Here is a 16,918-nt window from a genome sequence, read left to right on the forward strand (position 1 = left end):
TGCGCTGCAGGCCGGCGACATCGACTTCATGGAGTTTCCGCCGCAGGATCTGGAGCCGGTGCTGGCGGCCAATCCTGATCTCACCATGAACGTGCTGAACAAGTTCGGCTATCAGACCTTTGGCCGGATGAATTTCCTGTATCCGCCGTTCGACAATGTGAAGATCCGCCGCGCGGCGTTCCTGGCAATCAATCAGAAGGATGTGCTCGACGCTCTGGTCGGCAATCCCAAATACTACAAGATCTGTGGCGCTTTGTTCGGTTGCGGCACCCCGCTCGAGACCGATGTCGGCTCGGAGACGCTGGTCAAGGGCAACGGCCTGGAGCAGGCCAAGAAACTTCTGGCCGAGTCCGGTTATGACGGCACGCCGGTCGTGATCCTCGGGCCGATGGATGCGATCACGCTGAAGCCCCAGCCGATCGTGGTCGCGCAGCAGCTGCGCGCGGCCGGCTTCAAGGTCGATCTGCAGGCCACGGACTGGCAATCGGTGGTGACGCGGCGGGCCAGCCAGAAGCCGCCGAAGGAGGGCGGCTGGAACATGTTCTTCACCAATTCGGTGATCGCGGATGTCGGCAATCCGCTGTCCAGCACTTTCCTCGGCGCACGCGGGCTGAAGTCGTCGTTCGGCTGGCCGGAAGATCCGAAGGTCGAGCAGCTGCGCGAGGCCTATGCCCGCGCGACCGCCCTCGACGAGCAGAAGAAGATCGCCGTCGAGCTGCAGAAGGAGGTCTACGACCAGGTGATCTACGTTCCGCTCGGACAGTGGTTCAGCCCGAGCGTGTGGCGCAAATCGCTGAGTGGCGTGCTGGAAGGGCAGGCGGTGCCGGTGTTCTGGAACATCGACAAGAGCGAGTAGTCTTGCGCCTGACCGCAGCGGGCCGGCCTTTGCTTGCTCTTCCTGCGGCAGCTTACTCGCGTATCCGGTCGAGGTCGGCGAGCACCTCTTGCGAGGCCTTTTCGACATTCCCGATCTCGGCCAGCGCCTCATCGATCCGACCCATGCCGAACAGACGCGCCGCCTCCTTCCCGTGGCGATGCACGGCGGCATGCGGCTGCTCGAGATGGCGGAACACGGCGTTGCCGGCAAACCGCTGGCTACCTTCGCCGTAGTACCACTTGCCGAGCCGGCAATTGTGATGGTCGCTGAGTTCGTCGGCCTTGAGCGACAGCCGCCCGACCGACATGTCGACAAGCCGCTTCTTCCAGATCACGTGGTCCGCCTTGGCCAGCCGCACCACCCGGTTGTCCAGCGAGAGCTTGGCGATCTCACCCAGCATCTTTCCGACTTGGCTATCGGTCTTGGCCATGGTGTCGGCGAGCGACATCACCTCGTTCGAATTGGCGGTGGCGAGATCGGCGATGATGGTGATGCCCTGGGCAACCTCGTCGGCGGCGGCGGTCTGCTCGGTCAGGATGCTGGAGATCTCGTCCATCTTCGCGCTGACGGCGGCGGTGCGACTCCCGGCCTGATCGATTGTCTGCGCCAGATTGTTCATCTCGGACATGCCGACATCGACGGCCTTGGCGCCGCCGGCCATGGCCGCGACGATGCCGCTCATCTCGGCCTGCAGTCGCTCGATACGACCCTTGATGTCCTCGGTGGCCTTGGTGGTTTGCTGCGACAGGTTCTTCACTTCGGCGGCGACCACAGCAAAACCCTTGCCGAACTCGCCGGCGCGGGCCGCTTCGATCGTGGCGTTCAACGCGAGCAGGTTGGTCTGGTTGGCGATGGCGTCGATGGTGCCGACGATCGAGCCGATCTCGGCGGAGGCGGCGCTGAGATCGGCGATCTTGGCCGAGGTGTCGCGCACGGCGCTCGCGATGCCGTGCATGGTTTCCAGCGTTCGCCGCACTGCCGCCACGCTGTCGTCGACGATCCGGCGCGTCGCTGCGGCCTCGGTTGCCGCAGCCGTCGACGTCGTGCTGATCGTCTGGACGGAGGCCTGCATTTCCACCGAGGCTGCGGCCAGGCCCTGACAGCGTTCGGACTGGTTGACCGAGGCTGCGATCAGGCGCGCAGCACTGATCGAGGCTTCGTTGCTGTTGATGCAGAGCTCCACCGTCGCGTCGAGATCCAGAGACGCGCGCTCGGCCAGCGTGCGGCCGAGGCGGTGGATGGCTTCCATCAGGTCGGGCTTGACGGGCACGCGCAGGGCGGCTGCGTCGACGCTCGCTATCTCACGGTTCAAGTTGCCGTCGGCCCAGTCGTTGAGACATTTGGCCAGGATGTCCTGGAATGCATCGAGGCCTGAAGCATCGGACTGTTCGGGTCCGGCCTTCGGGCGCTCGTTCTTCTGGTTGCGGAATCCCAGCATTGTCCTTGTCGCTTCTTTGTCGTCGGCGAGCGATGATTCGGCTCGCCGTGAACACTAATGCCGTCGTCCTCTCCTGAAGATTCCGGAAATATACGGCGGGTCCAAACTCAAACGCCGGAGCTCAGTCGACGCCTCCGAGTGAGCTTATTGCTCACCGCGCGATCCGGTCAGCGCATGGATGTCGCTTGACATCGACGTTAGCGGCGGCTTACCGTAAGTTATGACTTACCAAGCTGTCTTGGCGGTGCTGGCCGACCCGACGCGGCGGCAGGTGTTCGAACGCCTGCGTGACGGGCCGCAGCCGGTCAAGCTGATCGCTGCGGGCCTGCCGGTGTCGCGGCCGGCGGTGTCGCAGCATCTGAAGGTGCTGAAGGATGTTGGGCTGGTCGAGGAGCGCAGCGAGGGCACCCGTCGCTTCTACTCGGTGCGGCGCGAGGGGCTTGCCGAACTGCGCGACTGGCTCGACAGTTTCTGGGACGATGCGCTGCTTGCGTTCAAAATCGAAGCCGAGCGATCGCATCGACGAGCGAAGGGAAGGAAACGGGATGAGTGAAATCGTGTCGATCACCCCGGTGCTGAAGCAGGTCAACGTCAGGGTGCCGATCGTCCACGCCTTCGAGGTCTTCACCAGTGGCCTGACGCGCTGGTGGCCGCACACCCATGGCGTCGGCAAAAAGCCGATCCGCGCCGTGCTGATGGAGCCGCGGCTCGGCGGGCGCTGGCTCGAGATCGCCGAAGACGGCACCGAGACTCCGGTTGCCACGATCACATTGTGGGAGCCGCCGCATCGCTTCGTGATGCTCTGGCAGGTCAATGCGCAATGGCAGCCGGATGCGACCATGCGCTCGGAAGTGGACGTGCGCTTCATCGCCGAAGGCGCCGAGGCGACACGCGTCGAGCTGACGCATCATAAGTTCGAGACCATGGGGGCGGAGGCCGGCGCCTCGATGCGCAGAGATGTCGACGGCGGCTGGCCCGGGCTCATGCAGCGCTTTGTCGAGGAAGCCGAACGGAGTCAAACATAACAGGGAGGTCGTCATGTCGGAGTTCATCGTTCATTCCGTGCCCGGAAGCCCGTTCGGGCGCAGCGTGCTGATCGCGTTGGAAGAGAAGGGCGCCGACTATCGCCTCGCGGCGCTAGCGCCGGGCGCGTCCAAATCGCCGGAGCATCTGGCGCGCAACCCGTTCGGGCGTATCCCCGTGCTAGAGCACGACGACTTCGTGCTCTACGAGACCCAGGCGATCCTGCGCTATCTCGATCGAATCCTGCCGCAGCCGTCATTAACACCAACTGAGGTGAAACAGGCGGCACGGATGGATCAGGTGATGAATATCAGCGACTGGTATCTGTTCCAGGGCGTCTGCAACGTCATCGGATTTCAGCGCATCATCGCCCCGCGCTTCATGGGGCAGGCAACCGATGAAGCCGCGATCGAAGCGGCGATGCCGAAAGCGCGCACGGTATTCGCCGCGCTGTCGGAGCTGCTGGGCGAGCAGCCGTTCATCGCGGGCGATGTGCTATCTCTGGCCGATCTGCAGGCCGCACCGCAGGCGAGCTTCCTGTCGGTGCCCCCGGAATGGGCCGCGCTGACCGCGCCGCATCCCAATCTCGTGGCCTGGATCGACCGGCTCGAATCCCGGCCAAGCTTCCAGGCCACGACCTGGCAGCGGCTGACGGAGCGCGCCCAGGCGGCGTGAACGGCGATGCGCGGGGCGCACGCGCTGGCATCAGTCCGCGTCCCGCGCAGCGCACGCAGGCCTGGTTCTCGTCAGCGCTCGAGCGTGAACGCCACCTCGTACAGGCCGGGATCTGCCGTGCCGTAGGACTTGTTGCCGTCGATCAGGCCTCTTGCCTTCAGATGCGCGATCACACGTCGGGCGGCATCGAGATCAGTGGTTTGGGCGTAGTTGACGACGCGCGTCCCGTCCAGGCTGCGGTGCAGACTGGCAGAGATCCAGCCGTCCACATGGTGGGCTACCTTCGCGGCCTCGGCGAGATAATCGATCAGCGACTGCTGCCCGCCCGGTGGGACGGTGAAGACGTTGATCTGCGTGACGATGGATGTGTTGGCGTTGATGACAGGCATGTGGATGCTCCTTGTGTGAAGCGAGGCCAGCCGGCGGCAAGGAACATCGGGACCAGTCTCCGTCCAACGTGCGCCAAGCCTCCGGCGAGCGATCGCCGACTGCTTGTCGCGGGTTCTTCAATAGCTGAAGAGACGGAGCCCCATGCGGGGGGATGGACTTACCGATGCCATCCTGGTCCTTTTCGACCTGCGCAGTGTAGGTGAAGCGAGCGGCCGGATCAAACAGTGCGGCGAATTGTCCTGAGTGCCGCTGCGACCACCGCCAGGTCGTTGGCTGAGACTGGACAAGTCCTGGTGCGGGCGGTGGGACTCGAACCCACACGACGTTGCCATCGAGGGATTTTAAGTCCCTTGCGTCTACCAATTCCGCCACGTCCGCCTTTGAGATCAGGGATTTAACGCCTCATTCGACGAAAGGGAATGAGGTCTGATACCGTCCCGTTGCTCACCCGAATGCTTAAGCCAGCCGGGCCGCCCCGGTAAAGCCTCAATCCGGGCATCTGCACTTGCTTGAGAACGGCTACAGCCTTCATAAGGCCGCTTGGAATCATGGGCTATCGCATTGGTCGACCGCCGTGTTTTCGGACGGGCGCCGATGAATTGAATTTGAGACGATCTCTTAAGCTTCATGGACTATCGAGGTGGAATGACCGTTGCCGAATACCGCCGCGCCGCATGCCGGCTCGCCTCATTTGCCGGGCTGCTCGCGCTTGCACCCATGCTCGCGGCTTGCGCAGGCATGAGCGACAATATGTCGACCGCTTTCGCTGATCCCGCCAAATACGAGCTCTATGACTGCAAGCAGCTCGAGACCGAGCGCAAGAATCTTGCGAACCGCTCCGCCGAGCTGCAGGGCCTGATGGCCAAGGCGGAGACCGGCGCCGGCGGCGCCGTGGTGGCCGAGCTCGCTTATCGCAACGACTATGTCTCGGTTCGCGGCCAGTCACAGTTGGCCGAAGAGGCCTGGCGCCGCAACAAGTGTCAGGAGACGCCAGCTCCGCCGCCGACGCCGGCAGCTCATGCCAAGGGGGGCAAGGCAGGGTCCAAGGCGGCCAAACCGGCAAAGCTGCCCAACCCGGCCGGTGCCGCAGCTCAAGACAGCCCGCCGACCACACTGCCCAAGGATGGCTCGACCTACTGATCGGTGAGCCCGATCGGCGATCACATGCGCCAGTCGTAGATCCAGCTCTGTCGCTTGAACAGCCGCGCCGGACCAAGCGCCTTGATCGCGAGGTCGCGGGCCAGCGCAAGCGGTCCGGTCAAGTGATAGATGCGGCCCTGTCCGCGCGCGGTGCGCTGGACCTGCGCAACACGGGGACGGCGCAGCTTGGCATAGGCCTTTAGCGCTGCCGCGACATCGGCCGGCCCGTCGGGCCGCGCCTCGCTCAAGGTTTTCGCCAGGACAGCGGCGTCCTCGATCGCCATGCCCGCGCCCTGCGCGGCAAAGGGCAGCATCGCATGCGCGGCATCGCCGAGCAGGGCCATCGGCCCTTCGGCCCAGTCGCCGCCCTCAGGCACGCCGAACAAGGCCCATTTGCGCCAGCTGTCGACCGCATTGAGCATCATCCGCGCCGGACCCGGCCAGCGTGGCGGGGCAAAGGCTTCCATCAGCTCGGCGGCGCTGCCCTCGGTGCTCCAGCCCGGCCGATTCCAGGTTCCCGGCACCACCGCCACCACGTTGATCTGTCGGCCGGCAGAAATCGGGTAGACAACGAGATGGGCGTCCGGCCCCATCCAGAGCTGCACCCGTGCCGCCGCCAATTCGCGCGGCAGCTGCCTGGCCTCAAGCGTGCCGCGCCAGGCGATCAGGCCGGAGAACTGCGCCCGCATCTGCGGAAAAAGGTGATGCCGGACCGACGACCAGACCCCGTCGGCGCCGATCAGCGCCAGCGCGAGATCCTGCTTGCGATGATCGCCGCTGCGCTGGACCACGGTCAGTCCTCTGGCGTGACTCGCGGCATCCTCGAACGGGCAGCCGAGTCGCAGCTCGATGTCGGGATGCGCCATGACCTCGGCCGCGAGCGCAGCCTGCAGATCGGCGCGGTGAATCACCCAATAGGGGGCGCCGGCCGCGCGGGTTGCGGCCTCGCCCAGCGGCAGCCGCATGATCTCGCCGCCGGCACGCGCGCTCATGATGCTGATGGCCTCGGGCACAACGGCCCGCGCCGTCAGCCGCGGCTTCAGGCCGAGATCGATCAGGATGCGGCTGGCATTGGGCGAGAGCTGCAGGCCGGCGCCGACTTCCTCCAGACGCTCGGCCTTCTCCAGCACCACGACCCGGAAGCCTTTGGTCGCGAGCGCCAGTGCAGCCGTTAGTCCCCCGATCCCGGCGCCTGCGATGAAGACGGTGCGCAATGCCACGATGAACGCTTCACGCGACGTCCTTCAGCACGCATTCCGGCGGCCGGGCTTCACCTGCCGCGAGGTCGGCTGCGAAGCGATACAGCGTCGAGCAGTAGGGGCAGATGATTTCGTTGTCGTTGCCAAGGTCGAGGAAAACATGCGGATGATCGAACGGTGGATTGGCGCCCACGCACATGAACTCATGCGAGCCGATCTCGATGACGGGAACGCCGGCATCATTGTGGAAGTGCGGGACGATGTTGTCGGCCATCGAATTCACCTTGAGTAGCAACGGGAGCGAAAACAGAGTCGATGCGGCGAGCTGAAGTCACGCAGCCGCGGTCGAAACGGCGCGCACCATACTGGTGGACAGGGGTAATTCCTAGTGCGGGGAACCGGGATCAGCTGTACCGCTATCGTGCAGGATTCGATACGATCGGAGTTCAGCCGAGAAGCCCTTCTTTCGTCGGGGCCGTTGTGTCTTGGTACCGGTACATTATGTCATGTGCGACATGATCGCGAAAAGGCGTGAATCGGCGTGAAGATCGGACGACTCAATCTGGCCCTGGCCGGACTTGCGTTCAGCGTGGCCTTCGGTGCCGCGCTGTGGCCGCATGCCCGGAATGCTGGCGCGATTCTGGCGGCCCAGGACGATCCTGCGGCTCTGTCCGATATTCAGCTCAGTTCGTTATTGCGGAACAACGGGGCCCTGGTCGCGGAGAACATCGACGCGGCGCTGGCTGCTGATGACGCCGATCTCGCCAACAGTTTCGTGGCGCTCGCGCAGGATCAACACGTTGGCGTGAGTGATGAGCGGGCAAAGCGGGTGGCGGACGCGGTGGCCGAGGAAAATTCGACCGCGCATTTTGCCAAGCGCTTTGCCAGTGGCCTCGTCATGGGCCAGGCCGACGATGTCGCAAGCCTCTCCGGCACGGTGGCCGGCGACCTCTTCGTGTTCGGCGATGTCAGAGACGCCGTGCGCGAGGGCAAGCACCTGGTCATGGGCGAGGCAACCGACCGGCTTGTGCTGGGCCTCGCCACGGCCGGGTTGGCCGTGACTGCGGCGACCTATGTTTCGGCTGGCACCGCCACGCCGGTGCGCGCAGGGCTGACGCTGGTGAAGGATGCCCGCAAGGTCGGCCGGCTTGGCGAGGGCCTTGCCGCATGGGCCGGCCGTTCGGCGCGCGAGGTGGTCGATGCGCCGGCGCTGGAGCAGGCGGTCGCCTCCGGTTCGGTGCTGCGTCCGGGCGAGACGGCGACCGCGATCAAGGCGGCATTCCGGGCCGAGAAAGCCGGCGGGCTGGTCCGGCTTGCCAAGGATGTCGGCCGCGTCACCGAGAAGGCTGGCACGCGCGGCGCGTTGGATTCGCTGAAGCTCGCCGAAGGGCCGAAGGATGTGACGCGCGCGGCGCGTCTGGCCGAAGCCAAGGGCGGCCAGACCCGGGCGATCCTGAAGCTGCTCGGCCGCGGCGCGCTGCTGCTGATGGCCGGCACGTTCAATCTGACGCTGTGGCTGCTCGGTGCTGTGATGACGCTGTTCGGATGTCTCGCCTCGATCAAGGCGACGACCGAACGAGCCACACAGGCCTGGCTCGATCGGCGCAAGCGCCGCCGCCTTCGTCAGCTGCAGGCGGGTCCTGCCGTCCCTGTGCTTTCTCCCGCAGCGAGCTGCAGCTAAGCTTTTTTTATCCTCCACGCCAACTTTGGGACTCATCGCCGATGCCGAGCTTTCACAACGGCGCAGTCGAAATTGCTTTTCTGGACGAGGGCGAAGGTGAGCCGATCGTCCTGGTGCACGGCTTTGCGTCGACCAAGAATGTCAACTGGGTCTATCCGACCTGGGTCAGCGAGCTGCGCAAGGACAACAGGCGCGTGATCGCCCTCGACAATCGAGGCCATGGCGATTCCGCCAAGCTCTACGATCCCGCCCAGTATTCCATTGCGGCCATGGCGGGCGACGTCACCGGGCTGATGGACCATCTTGGCATCGAAAGCGCCGACATCATGGGGTATTCGATGGGCGGGCGCATTGCCGCTCACATTGCGCTGGCAAGTCCGGCGCGGGTGCGCTCGGCCATCTTCGGCGGCATCGGCATGGCGATGATCGAGGGCGGCGGCCCCGGCGAGAATGTCGCAGCCGCGCTCGAGGCGCCGTCGCTCGATGACGTCACCGATCCCGTCGGTCGGACGTTCCGCGCCTTTGCCGACCAGACCCGGTCGGACCGGCTGGCGCTCGCCGCCTGCATGCGCGGCTCACGCGGGCTGATGTCGCGCGAGGATGCGGGACGCATCGGCGCGCCGGTGCTGGTTGCAGTCGGGACCACGGACGAGGTGGCAGGTTCCGCCTCGGCGCTGGGGGCGCTCATTCCCGGCGCCGAAGTGCTCGATATTCCCAACCGCGACCACATGCGCGCGGTCGGCGACAAGGTCTACAAGACCGGCGTGATCGAGTTCCTGTCACGCCGCGCGTAGCGGCTTGTCCGATTTTTCCGTGCTGAAATAGCGCACGGCGGCGATCAATGCGGTGAAGGTCGCGATCCAGACCAGTCGCGCGCCGTAGCGGTCGTGCGGTCCGGAGATCACGCCGCAGATCAGAGCGTTGCCGAACAACGCCAGCGTCACGGTTGCCGCGAGCAACGCGACGTCATCCCGCCGTCGGCGCCAGATCGCGTGGCCGACGATTGCGGCGACCGCCAGCATCGAGCCAAGCGCAACCGGTACATGCAGCCAGTTCACCAAGGCGAAATCGATGTCCCAATGCTGCTGATGCGCAGCGCGCATCGGTTTCGACTGCGAGGGAACGTACCGCTCGATGATGCCGTAAGTGTGCGGCAGCCAGCCATTGGTGCCTTCGCCGGTGGCGACATGCATGAGCTGCTCGACCGTTGCGGCTGCAGCCGCCTTCGCCTGCCAGAGCGGATATTCGGCAAGCGAGTGCTCGACGATGAAGCCCATCTCGTCGTTCATGCCTTCGAAGCGGCCGAGCGTGTTGAACATGCTCTTGCCCCACAGGAAGTCGTCGGCGGTGGGGGGCAGCTCGTTGCGATAGGGACAGAGCTTCAGCTTCTGCTGCGGGCAGTGATCCCGCAAATATTGCGTGACGATACCGTCCTGCAGCATCCGGCCGAAGGCCACGCCGACGCCGCCCGGCGTCCAGGCGAACTGTCCGGAGAGTGCGAAGTTCGCGGCGAGCAGCATCGCCGCGCCTGCGATGATCGTGCCGCTTGCTTGCATCAAGCCCGACAAGGAAATTCGATCGCGGACGAAGTGCCTGGCGATCCAGCCGACGCAGCAGAGCCCGAACAGCACGCCCAGCGTGGCACTGTGCGTGGCCGATGCAAACGCCGTGAAGACGAACAGCGCGACCTTCTCCAATCCGGACGTCCGGTCTGCCTGGGTAGCCAGGATAAACAGGGCGAGCACGGCGGGCCCGGCGAAGAAATCCGTCAGCAGCATGCTGGCGAGCCAGGGCAGGGCGGTGGCGAGGATCAAGAGCAGCCCGATCCAGAGCAGCCGCAACGGCTGGTTGAGCCCCAGCACGCGCAGAGTGAGCTGCAGGATCCATAGCGTGGCCAGCGCCTGGAAGGCGAGATTGATCCAGAAGCCGGAGCCTTCGCCAAAATGCAAATACAGGCCGAACACGGTCGAGCGGCTGGGTACGAGATAGCCCTCGTACCAGCGCGCCAGATAGCCGCCAGTGTCCCACTGCAGGAGCGGATAGCCGTTCCACAGCGCCGGTGCGACCAGAAAAAGCGGGATGATGAGGACGGGAAGCCAGGCCGAACCGGTCTCGGCCGTGCGCGCGTCCAGGATCTGTGTGTTGGTGATGCCTGCGTCCCCCGTCTGGGCCACCCCGTGGCCCGGCCATATTCATCAATAGTCGCAGAGCAATGGATGGTAAAGCCGGGCGGAGCCCGGGCGCATGGACAGGCGCTCTTGCGAGGTTTCCTGGCTTGCAGTGCGGCAAAGGCGATGGGAGCAACGGGTGCTTGAATTCCGGTTCCCAGAGACCACCTTTCACCAACGCCTTTTCGCACGGCGGCATTCCGCTGCCGGCGAGGGGAAGTATGTCAATTTGATGTTGCGGGGCCGCTATAGCCGATATGTGACGCGCGACATGACCCCCGACGTCCCCTGGCACGCAACGCCGCGCGCCGCAGGACACCGATCGGTCTCCGTGCTATAAAGCGACCCCCATCGAACCTGCGAGAGCAGCCACATGGCAATGCATCAGACCCAACCGCACGCCGGCAAGGTCGCGACCCTCGATCCGATCTGGGATCGGATCCGGCAAGAGGCGGAAGACATCGTTCGCCGCGAGCCTGAACTTGCGACGTTCATCTATTCGACCGTGCTGCACCATGATCGGTTGGAGGATTCGGTCGTGCACCGCCTGGCCGACCGGCTCGATCATTCCGCGCTGTCGGGCGATCTGATCAGGCAGACCTATGATGATGCACTGCGCGACGAGCCCGATCTCGGCCACGCCTTCCGCGCTGACCTCGTCGCCGTCTATGACCGCGATCCCGCAACGTCGCGCTTCATCGATCCGCTGCTCTATTTCAAGGGCTTCCACGCCCTGCAGACGCATCGCCTGGCTCACTGGCTGCTCCGCAAGAACCGCAAGGATTTCGCGTTCTATCTGCAGAGCCGTTCCTCGGCGGTGTTTCAGACCGACATCAACCCCGCGGCCAGGATCGGTCGCGGCATCTTCCTTGATCATGCCACGGGCTTCGTCTGCGGCGAGACCGCTTTGATTGAAGACAATGTCTCGATCCTGCACGGCGTGACGCTCGGCGGCACCGGCAAGGAAAATGAGGATCGTCATCCGAAGATCAGACACGGCGTGCTGATCGGCGCGGGCGCAAAGGTTCTCGGCAATATCGAGGTCGGCCATTGCGCGCGGATCGCGGCGGGCTCGGTTGTGGTGAAGCCGGTTCCGAACAATGTCACGGTGGCCGGCGTGCCGGCCAAGATTGTCGGTGAAGCCGGCTGCGCTGAACCATCGCGCACGATGGATCAGATGATCAATGCGATGGGGCTTTGATCCCCGGGGAAATGCGCGCTCAAGTCAAGAGCTTTTCAACGCGGTGATTTCATGCGACCACGTTGATCGGCTGTGGATTTGACCGTGGCTGTGTTTGTTTCGGCGGTGTGAATCTGGGATCCACAACGTCCTGTCCGGTCCGTACCTCTTTCCGAAGCACGGACTGGAACTGGGGCCGTGGCGGTTCGCGCCGTTTCGTTGTAAATCCCGCAACCTTGATGCCGATTGGAGATAGCCGTGGACGTTCAGGAAGTCAGGAAGTTAGACGCGTACCTTAAACGCGTGTTCGGCAATCCCAAGATCCGGGTGGTGCCGCGGCCCAAGAAAGAGGATTCCGCCGAGGTCTATATCGGTGAGGAATTCATCGGCGTGCTGTTCGTCGATGACGAAGATGATGATCGCTCGTTCCAGTTTCAGATGGCGATCCTCGAGGACGATCTGGTCGAATAAAGCGTCCGGCCGGGCGTGCGCATGCTCCGAAGCCGAGCCGCCCGCCCGTTCGAACTATCCTCTGGAGTGGTGGAGCTGCGACGTCAGCCGGTCCATCGCATCGGCGACGCTCTGCCAGTGCGACAGCCAGCTTCGGGGGAAGCGGAAGATGAGATCGGCGCCGTCGATGCGCCGTTCGCTCAAGCACATGCCGGGCGTGGCTGCGTCGCGGGTGCAGCGGACGGCAAGCGGCGGCTGTTCGGCGAGGAAGAGATCCTCGCCGTCATAGGGCGTGCCGGCGCGAAAGCCGCGCATCGTCAGGCCGTCCTGCACCGAGGTGGCTCCCGAATCCAGATAGCGCGGATAGATAGTCCGCAGTCGCGCGTCCGGCGAGAGCGCGTCATGATGCGCCGCGATCGACACAAAGATGCGGTCGATCGGTTGCGGCCCCTCGTCGAGTTGCTCAACGCTGACATGTCGCGGCGCTTCTGGTGCGGTGAGCGAGGGAAACTCGTAGCCGAGATCGATCCGCTCCTGTGGCCCGCTATGGCGCTGGATCTTCATGCGGACGGCGGCGGTCGGGACGTTGAACAACGTGCCACCCACGCTGACGGGCAGCTGATCGGGTCCTTTCGATGGAGCCGCGCCCCAGGTCGGCCACAGCAGATACGCGACCACGGCGACTGCAGCAGTCGCAAGCAGGCCGCCGGCCGCGAAGGGCAGGGCGTGGGCGTAGCGGCCCAAAGAGGTGCGCAAGGGGCGGGCGCTGGATTGATTTGCCGAAAACATCGTCCTCAGGGAAGGAGCTCGCACCGAATCAGCGCCGACTATGCCACGGAGGCGTGGCGTTCCGGAGGATTTCACCCGGCAATGTTGCAGCTGATCTCGCAGGTCCGGCTCGCCGGTATTAACCCTTTCTTAAGGATAACGTGGCGCAGCCCTCCGATTTCTGCAAAACCTTGAGCCGGTAGTCTGGACGTTTGTGTGGATGCGTTTGCGATGTCGGCCGAGGCACTGAATTCCCTGTTCACGCTCCTGATCGGTTTTGCGCTCGCCGGCGCCTTGGCGAGCGGCTATCAGGCCTGGGCGGAGCGTCCCGCCGGCTTCGAACTGCTGCAGAAGGGGGTGACGCCGCAGCGCTTTGCAGCGGTGCCGTTCCTGGTGTTCGCGGCTCCCTTCATCATCATGCGCAACACCTTGCGTGGAGCCCGCATCGAACGGCGGCGCTTCGAGTTCGTGATGATGGCGACCGTGATCGCCGGCTTCTGGAGCATGATGTCCGGCACCTTCTTCGTGATGACGCTGCGCGCGGCCGGACTGATCTGATCCAGTTCCAGCTCTGTGCGCCTGTGGTGCGCGGCTTGCGGCCGCGCCGCTTTGCTTGAAAACGCCGTCAGCGCTGTGCCAAGGTCGTTTCACGAGAAGGAGACGCTGATGGCCATCTACGAGCTCGACGGGCAGGCGCCCGAGCTTCCGGCAAACGGAAATTACTACATCGCCGAGAGCGCGACCGTGATCGGCCGCGTGCGCCTGTTGAACGCGGCAACGGTCTGGTTCGGCGCCGTGCTGCGCGGCGACAATGAGTGGATCGAGGTCGGCGAGGGCGCCAACATCCAGGACAATTCCACCTGCCACACCGATATGGGCTTTCCGTTGCGGATCGGAAAGAACTGCACGGTCGGTCATAACGTCATCCTGCACGGCTGCACGATCGAGGACGATGCGCTGATCGGAATGGGATCGATCGTGATGAATGGTGCGCGGATCGGGCGGGGCAGTGTGGTCGGTGCCGGTGCCGTCATCACCGAAGGCAAGGAGTTTCCGGAGCATTCGCTGATCATCGGCGCGCCGGCGCGCGTGATCCGAACTCTGGAGCCGGAGCAGGTTCAGAAGATGGGCAGCGCGGCGCGGTTCTATGTCGCCAACGGCGAGCGTTACGGCAAGGGCCTGAAGAAGATCGGCTGAAGCCGCCGTCAGCTCCCTTCACCCTCGCTTGCTTCGACCGCAGTGGCCACGCGCTCGTGCCCTGCCGCCCACAGCGCATGTTGCTCGCTGCCGTCCTGGTAGGGATTGGCCTCGGCCGGAATGTTCTCGCGCGCGGCCCGCTGGCCCTGCTCGAACGGATCGGGATCGGCGGTCATGATGTCTTCCTCCTCTTGCCTCGTTTCTCACCGACGCGGCCATCGCGCGCGGCGCCCTTGCGCAAGGCGTCTTTGACGTCCGAAGAGATGCTGCCGCGCGAGCGCGTTTCAAAAGCGGCAGAGCCAGCTCCTTCAATCGTCCGCGATACCGATCTGTTCCCGGAACGGGGCGGTCACCCGACTGTTGAACGATGAGACCAAGGGAGATCGTCCAATGACCAGATTTTCATTAGGGACGTTTGTTGCGATCGTGGTTCTCGCGGGATCAACGGCTGCCTTCGCTCAGGGCGGCGGCGGTGGTGGCGGCGGTTCGGGCGGTGGGGCAGGTGGGGGCGGCGCAAGCGGCGCCAGCGCAGGTGGTGCCGCAAGCGGACCCTCGGCCGGCAGTCCAAGTGCCGTAGGCAGCCCGAGCGCCGGCACCGCAGGTGCGGGATCGATGGGCGTGAACGGCGTCCCATCGGGGCCTGGCAACGCGGCGGGCCTCAACAATTCGGGCAACGACCCGAGCGGCGCCGGAAATTCGTCCAAATTGGCATCGCCACCTGCACCCGGGACTAACAGCTCCGGTACCGCACAATCATCCGGAGGATCGCCCTCCGGGACATCGGGCAATTCGCGCCCCGGCGTCACGACCGGCTCGGGACAAGGCGGTGGCTCGAACGCAACCGGGCAAGACGCTTCGGGACAGTCGACCGACGCTGCCATCAATGCGGAAAATCAGACACTCGATCGCAAGATCAAGAGCATCTGTCGTGGTTGCTGAATATTGCTGCCACGTCGCGCAGATGTGAGCGAAATTGCCCGACACCGGTTCCAAATCAGGCCTAAGGAATGTCGGATTGCGATGAGAGATCATCGCAATGCTTGGTGTTGGAAAGGGTGTGTTGATGCGCAGGATACTGGTTGCGCTGCTGGCAGCAGCGTCACTTGCTACGGCTGTGCCTGGGGTCGCCTTGGCGGCGGGCCCTGGCGGTGGAGGAGGCCATGGCGGCGGGTTCGGAGGCCATGGTGGCTTCGGAGGCCATGGCGGCTTCGGTGGCTTCCATCACGGCGGTTTCTATCATCATGGCTTCGGTCCGGGCTTCGCAGTAGGATTTGGCCTCGGCTATCCCTATTATTACGGCGGCTACTATCCTTATTATTATGACTATGAGGATGATGCCGGCTGCTACCTGGTGCGTCAGCGCGTGCATACCCGCTATGGATGGCGCTATCGGCGCGTCTCCGTATGTGAGTAGTCGGACCTGTAGCGAGACCGGTGGTTGATACCGGTCATCGCAATTGGCGCCGCAGGTTAGGCTGAAGTTGGGAATTTTCTTGTTGTGCTGACTATCGCCCAGGCGCGGTATGCAGCTTGCAGGGAAACGGGCATGATGATCTCGCTGACATCCCCGGAACTCACACTGCTGTTTCTCGGCATCGTCGTCAGTCTCGGCACGGCGCTGGTCTGGATGATGTGGGAGCTCGAGCAGTCGGCGAAAGGGCGCCGCAACGGGCCCCGCCTGCGCTAGAACACTGCCGCGCGGCCTATCAGCCGCGCGGCGTATCTCGCCTTAGCCGAGGACGTTGTACTTCTTGAACCAGGCCTGCATCTGATTCCAGGCATCCTCTGCCGCTTCCTTGCGATAGCTTGCGCGATAGTCGGCATGGAAGCCGTGCGGAGCACCCGGATAGATCTTGAACTCCGCCGTCTTGTGGTGCTCGGCCAGCGCCGCCTTTATCGCCTCCACCTGCGCAACCGAAATGCCGGTATCGGCTTCGCCATAAAGGCCAAGCACCGGTGCCTTCATCTCCGGCGCAAGTTGCATCGGGCTCTTCGGCCAGGCCGGATTCGGCGCATCGACCGGCGGACCGTAGAACGCCACGCCGGCCTTCAGCGCATCGTTATGGGCCGCATATTCCCAGACCGTGCGGCCGCCGCGGCAGAAGCCGATAATGCCAAGACGGGCGCTGTCGCCGCCCTGCGACTTCGCCCAGGCAACGGTGCTGTCGAGATCGGAGAGCAGCTCGGCGTCCGGCTTCGCGTTCACGATCGGCAACAATTGCTGGATGTCGGTGATCTTGGTGAGGTCGACGCCCTTGCGGAAGTAATAGTCCGGCGCAACGGCGAAGGCGCCGAGCTTGGCGAGCCTGCGCGTCACGTCCTTGATGTACTCGTGCAGGCCGAAAATCTCCATGGCGACCAGAATCACCGGTGGATTGGTGGCGTTGGCCGGTCGCGCGAAATAGGCGGGCATCTCCCCGTCGGCAACCTTGATCTTGGCGTCGCCGGCATTGAGGCCGTTGGTGTCCGTGGTGATGACCTCGGCGCGGACAGGGCCCGCAGCCAGGGTGTAGCCGGCTGCCACCGCGGCAGAGGCGGTCATGAAACCGCGGCGGGAGAACGGAGCAGTTTTTGTCAGTCCGATGACATCGGATGGCGCAAGCTCGGTGGTCATGAAGCCTCCTCTGCTGGTGGGAGGCTCATTCAGCAAAGAAATGTTTTGGAAGGCAAGTCACCAGGACGAGAGACAGGCAAGACCGTTTCTTTGGCCTTGGTCTCCGCGGATGAGGGGG

The 16,918-nt window shown here is 64.3% G+C and carries 21 protein-coding genes and 1 tRNA gene; 13 read left to right on the forward strand and 9 right to left on the reverse strand.

All coding sequences use genetic code 11. From position 1 onward, the window contains the following. Window positions 1-856 (forward strand): ABC transporter substrate-binding protein (locus BRAS3843_RS01570; protein ID WP_035980540.1); only part of this gene is annotated, 856 nt, incomplete at its 5' end. Between the two features lie 52 nt (window positions 857-908). Here BRAS3843_RS01570 and BRAS3843_RS01575 read toward each other — a convergent pair. Further along, the gene (locus tag BRAS3843_RS01575) at window positions 909-2,315 is read right to left on the reverse strand and encodes a methyl-accepting chemotaxis protein (protein WP_008966928.1); all 1,407 of its coding nucleotides are present in this window, start codon (window positions 2,313-2,315) and stop codon (window positions 909-911) included. Window positions 2,316-2,535: 220 nt separating this feature from the next. Here BRAS3843_RS01575 and BRAS3843_RS01580 point away from each other — a divergent pair, with 220 nt between their 5' ends. From BRAS3843_RS01580 to BRAS3843_RS01590, 3 genes are read left to right on the forward strand one after another with little or no spacing between them, the layout of a single operon-like run. After that, complete coding sequence (locus BRAS3843_RS01580) at window positions 2,536-2,868, forward strand: metalloregulator ArsR/SmtB family transcription factor (RefSeq protein ID WP_008966929.1); 333 nt, start codon at window positions 2,536-2,538, stop codon at window positions 2,866-2,868. Continuing rightward, a complete protein-coding gene (locus BRAS3843_RS01585; RefSeq protein WP_035980542.1) occupies window positions 2,861-3,340 on the forward strand; it encodes an SRPBCC family protein in 480 nt (159 codons plus the stop codon). Before BRAS3843_RS01580 ends, BRAS3843_RS01585 begins: the two co-directional genes overlap by 8 nt. A gap of 13 nt (window positions 3,341-3,353) precedes the next feature. Continuing rightward, a complete protein-coding gene (locus tag BRAS3843_RS01590; RefSeq protein WP_244425093.1) occupies window positions 3,354-4,013 on the forward strand; it encodes a glutathione S-transferase family protein in 660 nt (219 codons plus the stop codon). A 71-nt stretch (window positions 4,014-4,084) separates the two neighbouring features. Here the strand turns inward: BRAS3843_RS01590 and BRAS3843_RS01595 are convergent, their stop codons facing one another. After that, on the reverse strand, window positions 4,085-4,402 hold the full coding sequence (locus tag BRAS3843_RS01595) for an antibiotic biosynthesis monooxygenase family protein (protein WP_008966932.1): 318 nt from the start codon (window positions 4,400-4,402) through the stop codon (window positions 4,085-4,087). A gap of 292 nt (window positions 4,403-4,694) precedes the next feature. Further along, window positions 4,695-4,781 (reverse strand) — tRNA-Leu (locus BRAS3843_RS01600). 267 nt (window positions 4,782-5,048) lie between these two features. Here BRAS3843_RS01600 and BRAS3843_RS01605 point away from each other — a divergent pair. Then, entirely contained in the window at window positions 5,049-5,543 is a 495-nt protein-coding gene (locus tag BRAS3843_RS01605; RefSeq protein ID WP_008966933.1) for a hypothetical protein, read from the forward strand. 20 nt (window positions 5,544-5,563) lie between these two features. On the opposite strand, the gene BRAS3843_RS01610 is transcribed toward BRAS3843_RS01605, so the two are convergent. Beyond that, window positions 5,564-6,766, reverse strand: a complete 1,203-nt coding sequence (locus BRAS3843_RS01610) for an FAD-dependent monooxygenase (protein WP_175361063.1) — start codon at window positions 6,764-6,766, stop codon at window positions 5,564-5,566. A 7-nt stretch (window positions 6,767-6,773) separates the two neighbouring features. After that, window positions 6,774-7,016, reverse strand: a complete 243-nt coding sequence (locus BRAS3843_RS01615) for a zinc-finger domain-containing protein (RefSeq protein ID WP_008966935.1) — start codon at window positions 7,014-7,016, stop codon at window positions 6,774-6,776. A 267-nt stretch (window positions 7,017-7,283) separates the two neighbouring features. Between BRAS3843_RS01615 and BRAS3843_RS01620 the strand changes: the two genes are divergently transcribed. Both BRAS3843_RS01620 and BRAS3843_RS01625 read left to right on the forward strand, forming a co-directional pair. Next, complete coding sequence (locus BRAS3843_RS01620; RefSeq protein ID WP_008966936.1) at window positions 7,284-8,423, forward strand: hypothetical protein; 1,140 nt, start codon at window positions 7,284-7,286, stop codon at window positions 8,421-8,423. 41 nt (window positions 8,424-8,464) lie between these two features. Beyond that, window positions 8,465-9,217 (forward strand): alpha/beta hydrolase, encoded by a 753-nt coding sequence (locus tag BRAS3843_RS01625; protein ID WP_008966937.1) that lies wholly within the window; start codon window positions 8,465-8,467, stop codon window positions 9,215-9,217. Here the strand turns inward: BRAS3843_RS01625 and BRAS3843_RS01630 are convergent. Next, complete coding sequence (locus BRAS3843_RS01630) at window positions 9,203-10,558, reverse strand: hypothetical protein (RefSeq protein ID WP_083841290.1); 1,356 nt, start codon at window positions 10,556-10,558, stop codon at window positions 9,203-9,205. The two genes, BRAS3843_RS01625 and BRAS3843_RS01630, sit on opposite strands and share 15 nt — an antisense overlap. Window positions 10,559-10,964: 406 nt before the next feature. Between BRAS3843_RS01630 and cysE the strand changes: the two genes are divergently transcribed. Further along, window positions 10,965-11,792 carry a serine O-acetyltransferase gene (gene cysE / locus BRAS3843_RS01635; protein WP_008966940.1) on the forward strand — a complete coding sequence of 276 codons (828 nt, stop codon included), beginning with the start codon at window positions 10,965-10,967 and terminating at the stop codon, window positions 11,790-11,792. A 237-nt stretch (window positions 11,793-12,029) separates the two neighbouring features. Further along, window positions 12,030-12,242 (forward strand): DUF3126 family protein, encoded by a 213-nt coding sequence (locus BRAS3843_RS01640; RefSeq protein ID WP_006611186.1) that lies wholly within the window; start codon window positions 12,030-12,032, stop codon window positions 12,240-12,242. 54 nt (window positions 12,243-12,296) lie between these two features. Here the strand turns inward: BRAS3843_RS01640 and BRAS3843_RS01645 are convergent, their stop codons facing one another. Further along, the gene (locus tag BRAS3843_RS01645) at window positions 12,297-13,010 is read right to left on the reverse strand and encodes a hypothetical protein (protein ID WP_035980544.1); all 714 of its coding nucleotides are present in this window, start codon (window positions 13,008-13,010) and stop codon (window positions 12,297-12,299) included. A 210-nt stretch (window positions 13,011-13,220) separates the two neighbouring features. Between BRAS3843_RS01645 and BRAS3843_RS01650 the strand changes: the two genes are divergently transcribed. Both BRAS3843_RS01650 and BRAS3843_RS01655 read left to right on the forward strand, forming a co-directional pair. Beyond that, window positions 13,221-13,547: a hypothetical protein gene (locus BRAS3843_RS01650; protein ID WP_008966942.1), complete on the forward strand. Its 327-nt coding sequence runs from the start codon at window positions 13,221-13,223 to the stop codon at window positions 13,545-13,547. 108 nt (window positions 13,548-13,655) lie between these two features. Further along, a complete protein-coding gene (locus BRAS3843_RS01655; protein ID WP_008966943.1) occupies window positions 13,656-14,186 on the forward strand; it encodes a gamma carbonic anhydrase family protein in 531 nt (176 codons plus the stop codon). 8 nt (window positions 14,187-14,194) lie between these two features. On the opposite strand, the gene BRAS3843_RS41225 is transcribed toward BRAS3843_RS01655, so the two are convergent. Further along, on the reverse strand, window positions 14,195-14,362 hold the full coding sequence (locus BRAS3843_RS41225; RefSeq protein ID WP_008966944.1) for a hypothetical protein: 168 nt from the start codon (window positions 14,360-14,362) through the stop codon (window positions 14,195-14,197). An 887-nt stretch (window positions 14,363-15,249) separates the two neighbouring features. On the opposite strand from BRAS3843_RS41225, the gene BRAS3843_RS41230 reads away from it, so the two are divergent. Next, window positions 15,250-15,600: a hypothetical protein gene (locus BRAS3843_RS41230; RefSeq protein ID WP_035980569.1), complete on the forward strand. Its 351-nt coding sequence runs from the start codon at window positions 15,250-15,252 to the stop codon at window positions 15,598-15,600. Between the two features lie 132 nt (window positions 15,601-15,732). Next, entirely contained in the window at window positions 15,733-15,873 is a 141-nt protein-coding gene (locus BRAS3843_RS41235; RefSeq protein ID WP_008966947.1) for a hypothetical protein, read from the forward strand. A 42-nt stretch (window positions 15,874-15,915) separates the two neighbouring features. On the opposite strand, the gene BRAS3843_RS01665 is transcribed toward BRAS3843_RS41235, so the two are convergent. After that, complete coding sequence (locus tag BRAS3843_RS01665; protein WP_008966948.1) at window positions 15,916-16,728, reverse strand: dienelactone hydrolase family protein; 813 nt, start codon at window positions 16,726-16,728, stop codon at window positions 15,916-15,918. Window positions 16,729-16,918 lie beyond the last annotated feature (190 nt).

The sequence above is a fragment of the Bradyrhizobium sp. STM 3843 genome, from assembly GCF_000239815.1.
In the GTDB taxonomy this organism is placed as follows: domain Bacteria; phylum Pseudomonadota; class Alphaproteobacteria; order Rhizobiales; family Xanthobacteraceae; genus Bradyrhizobium.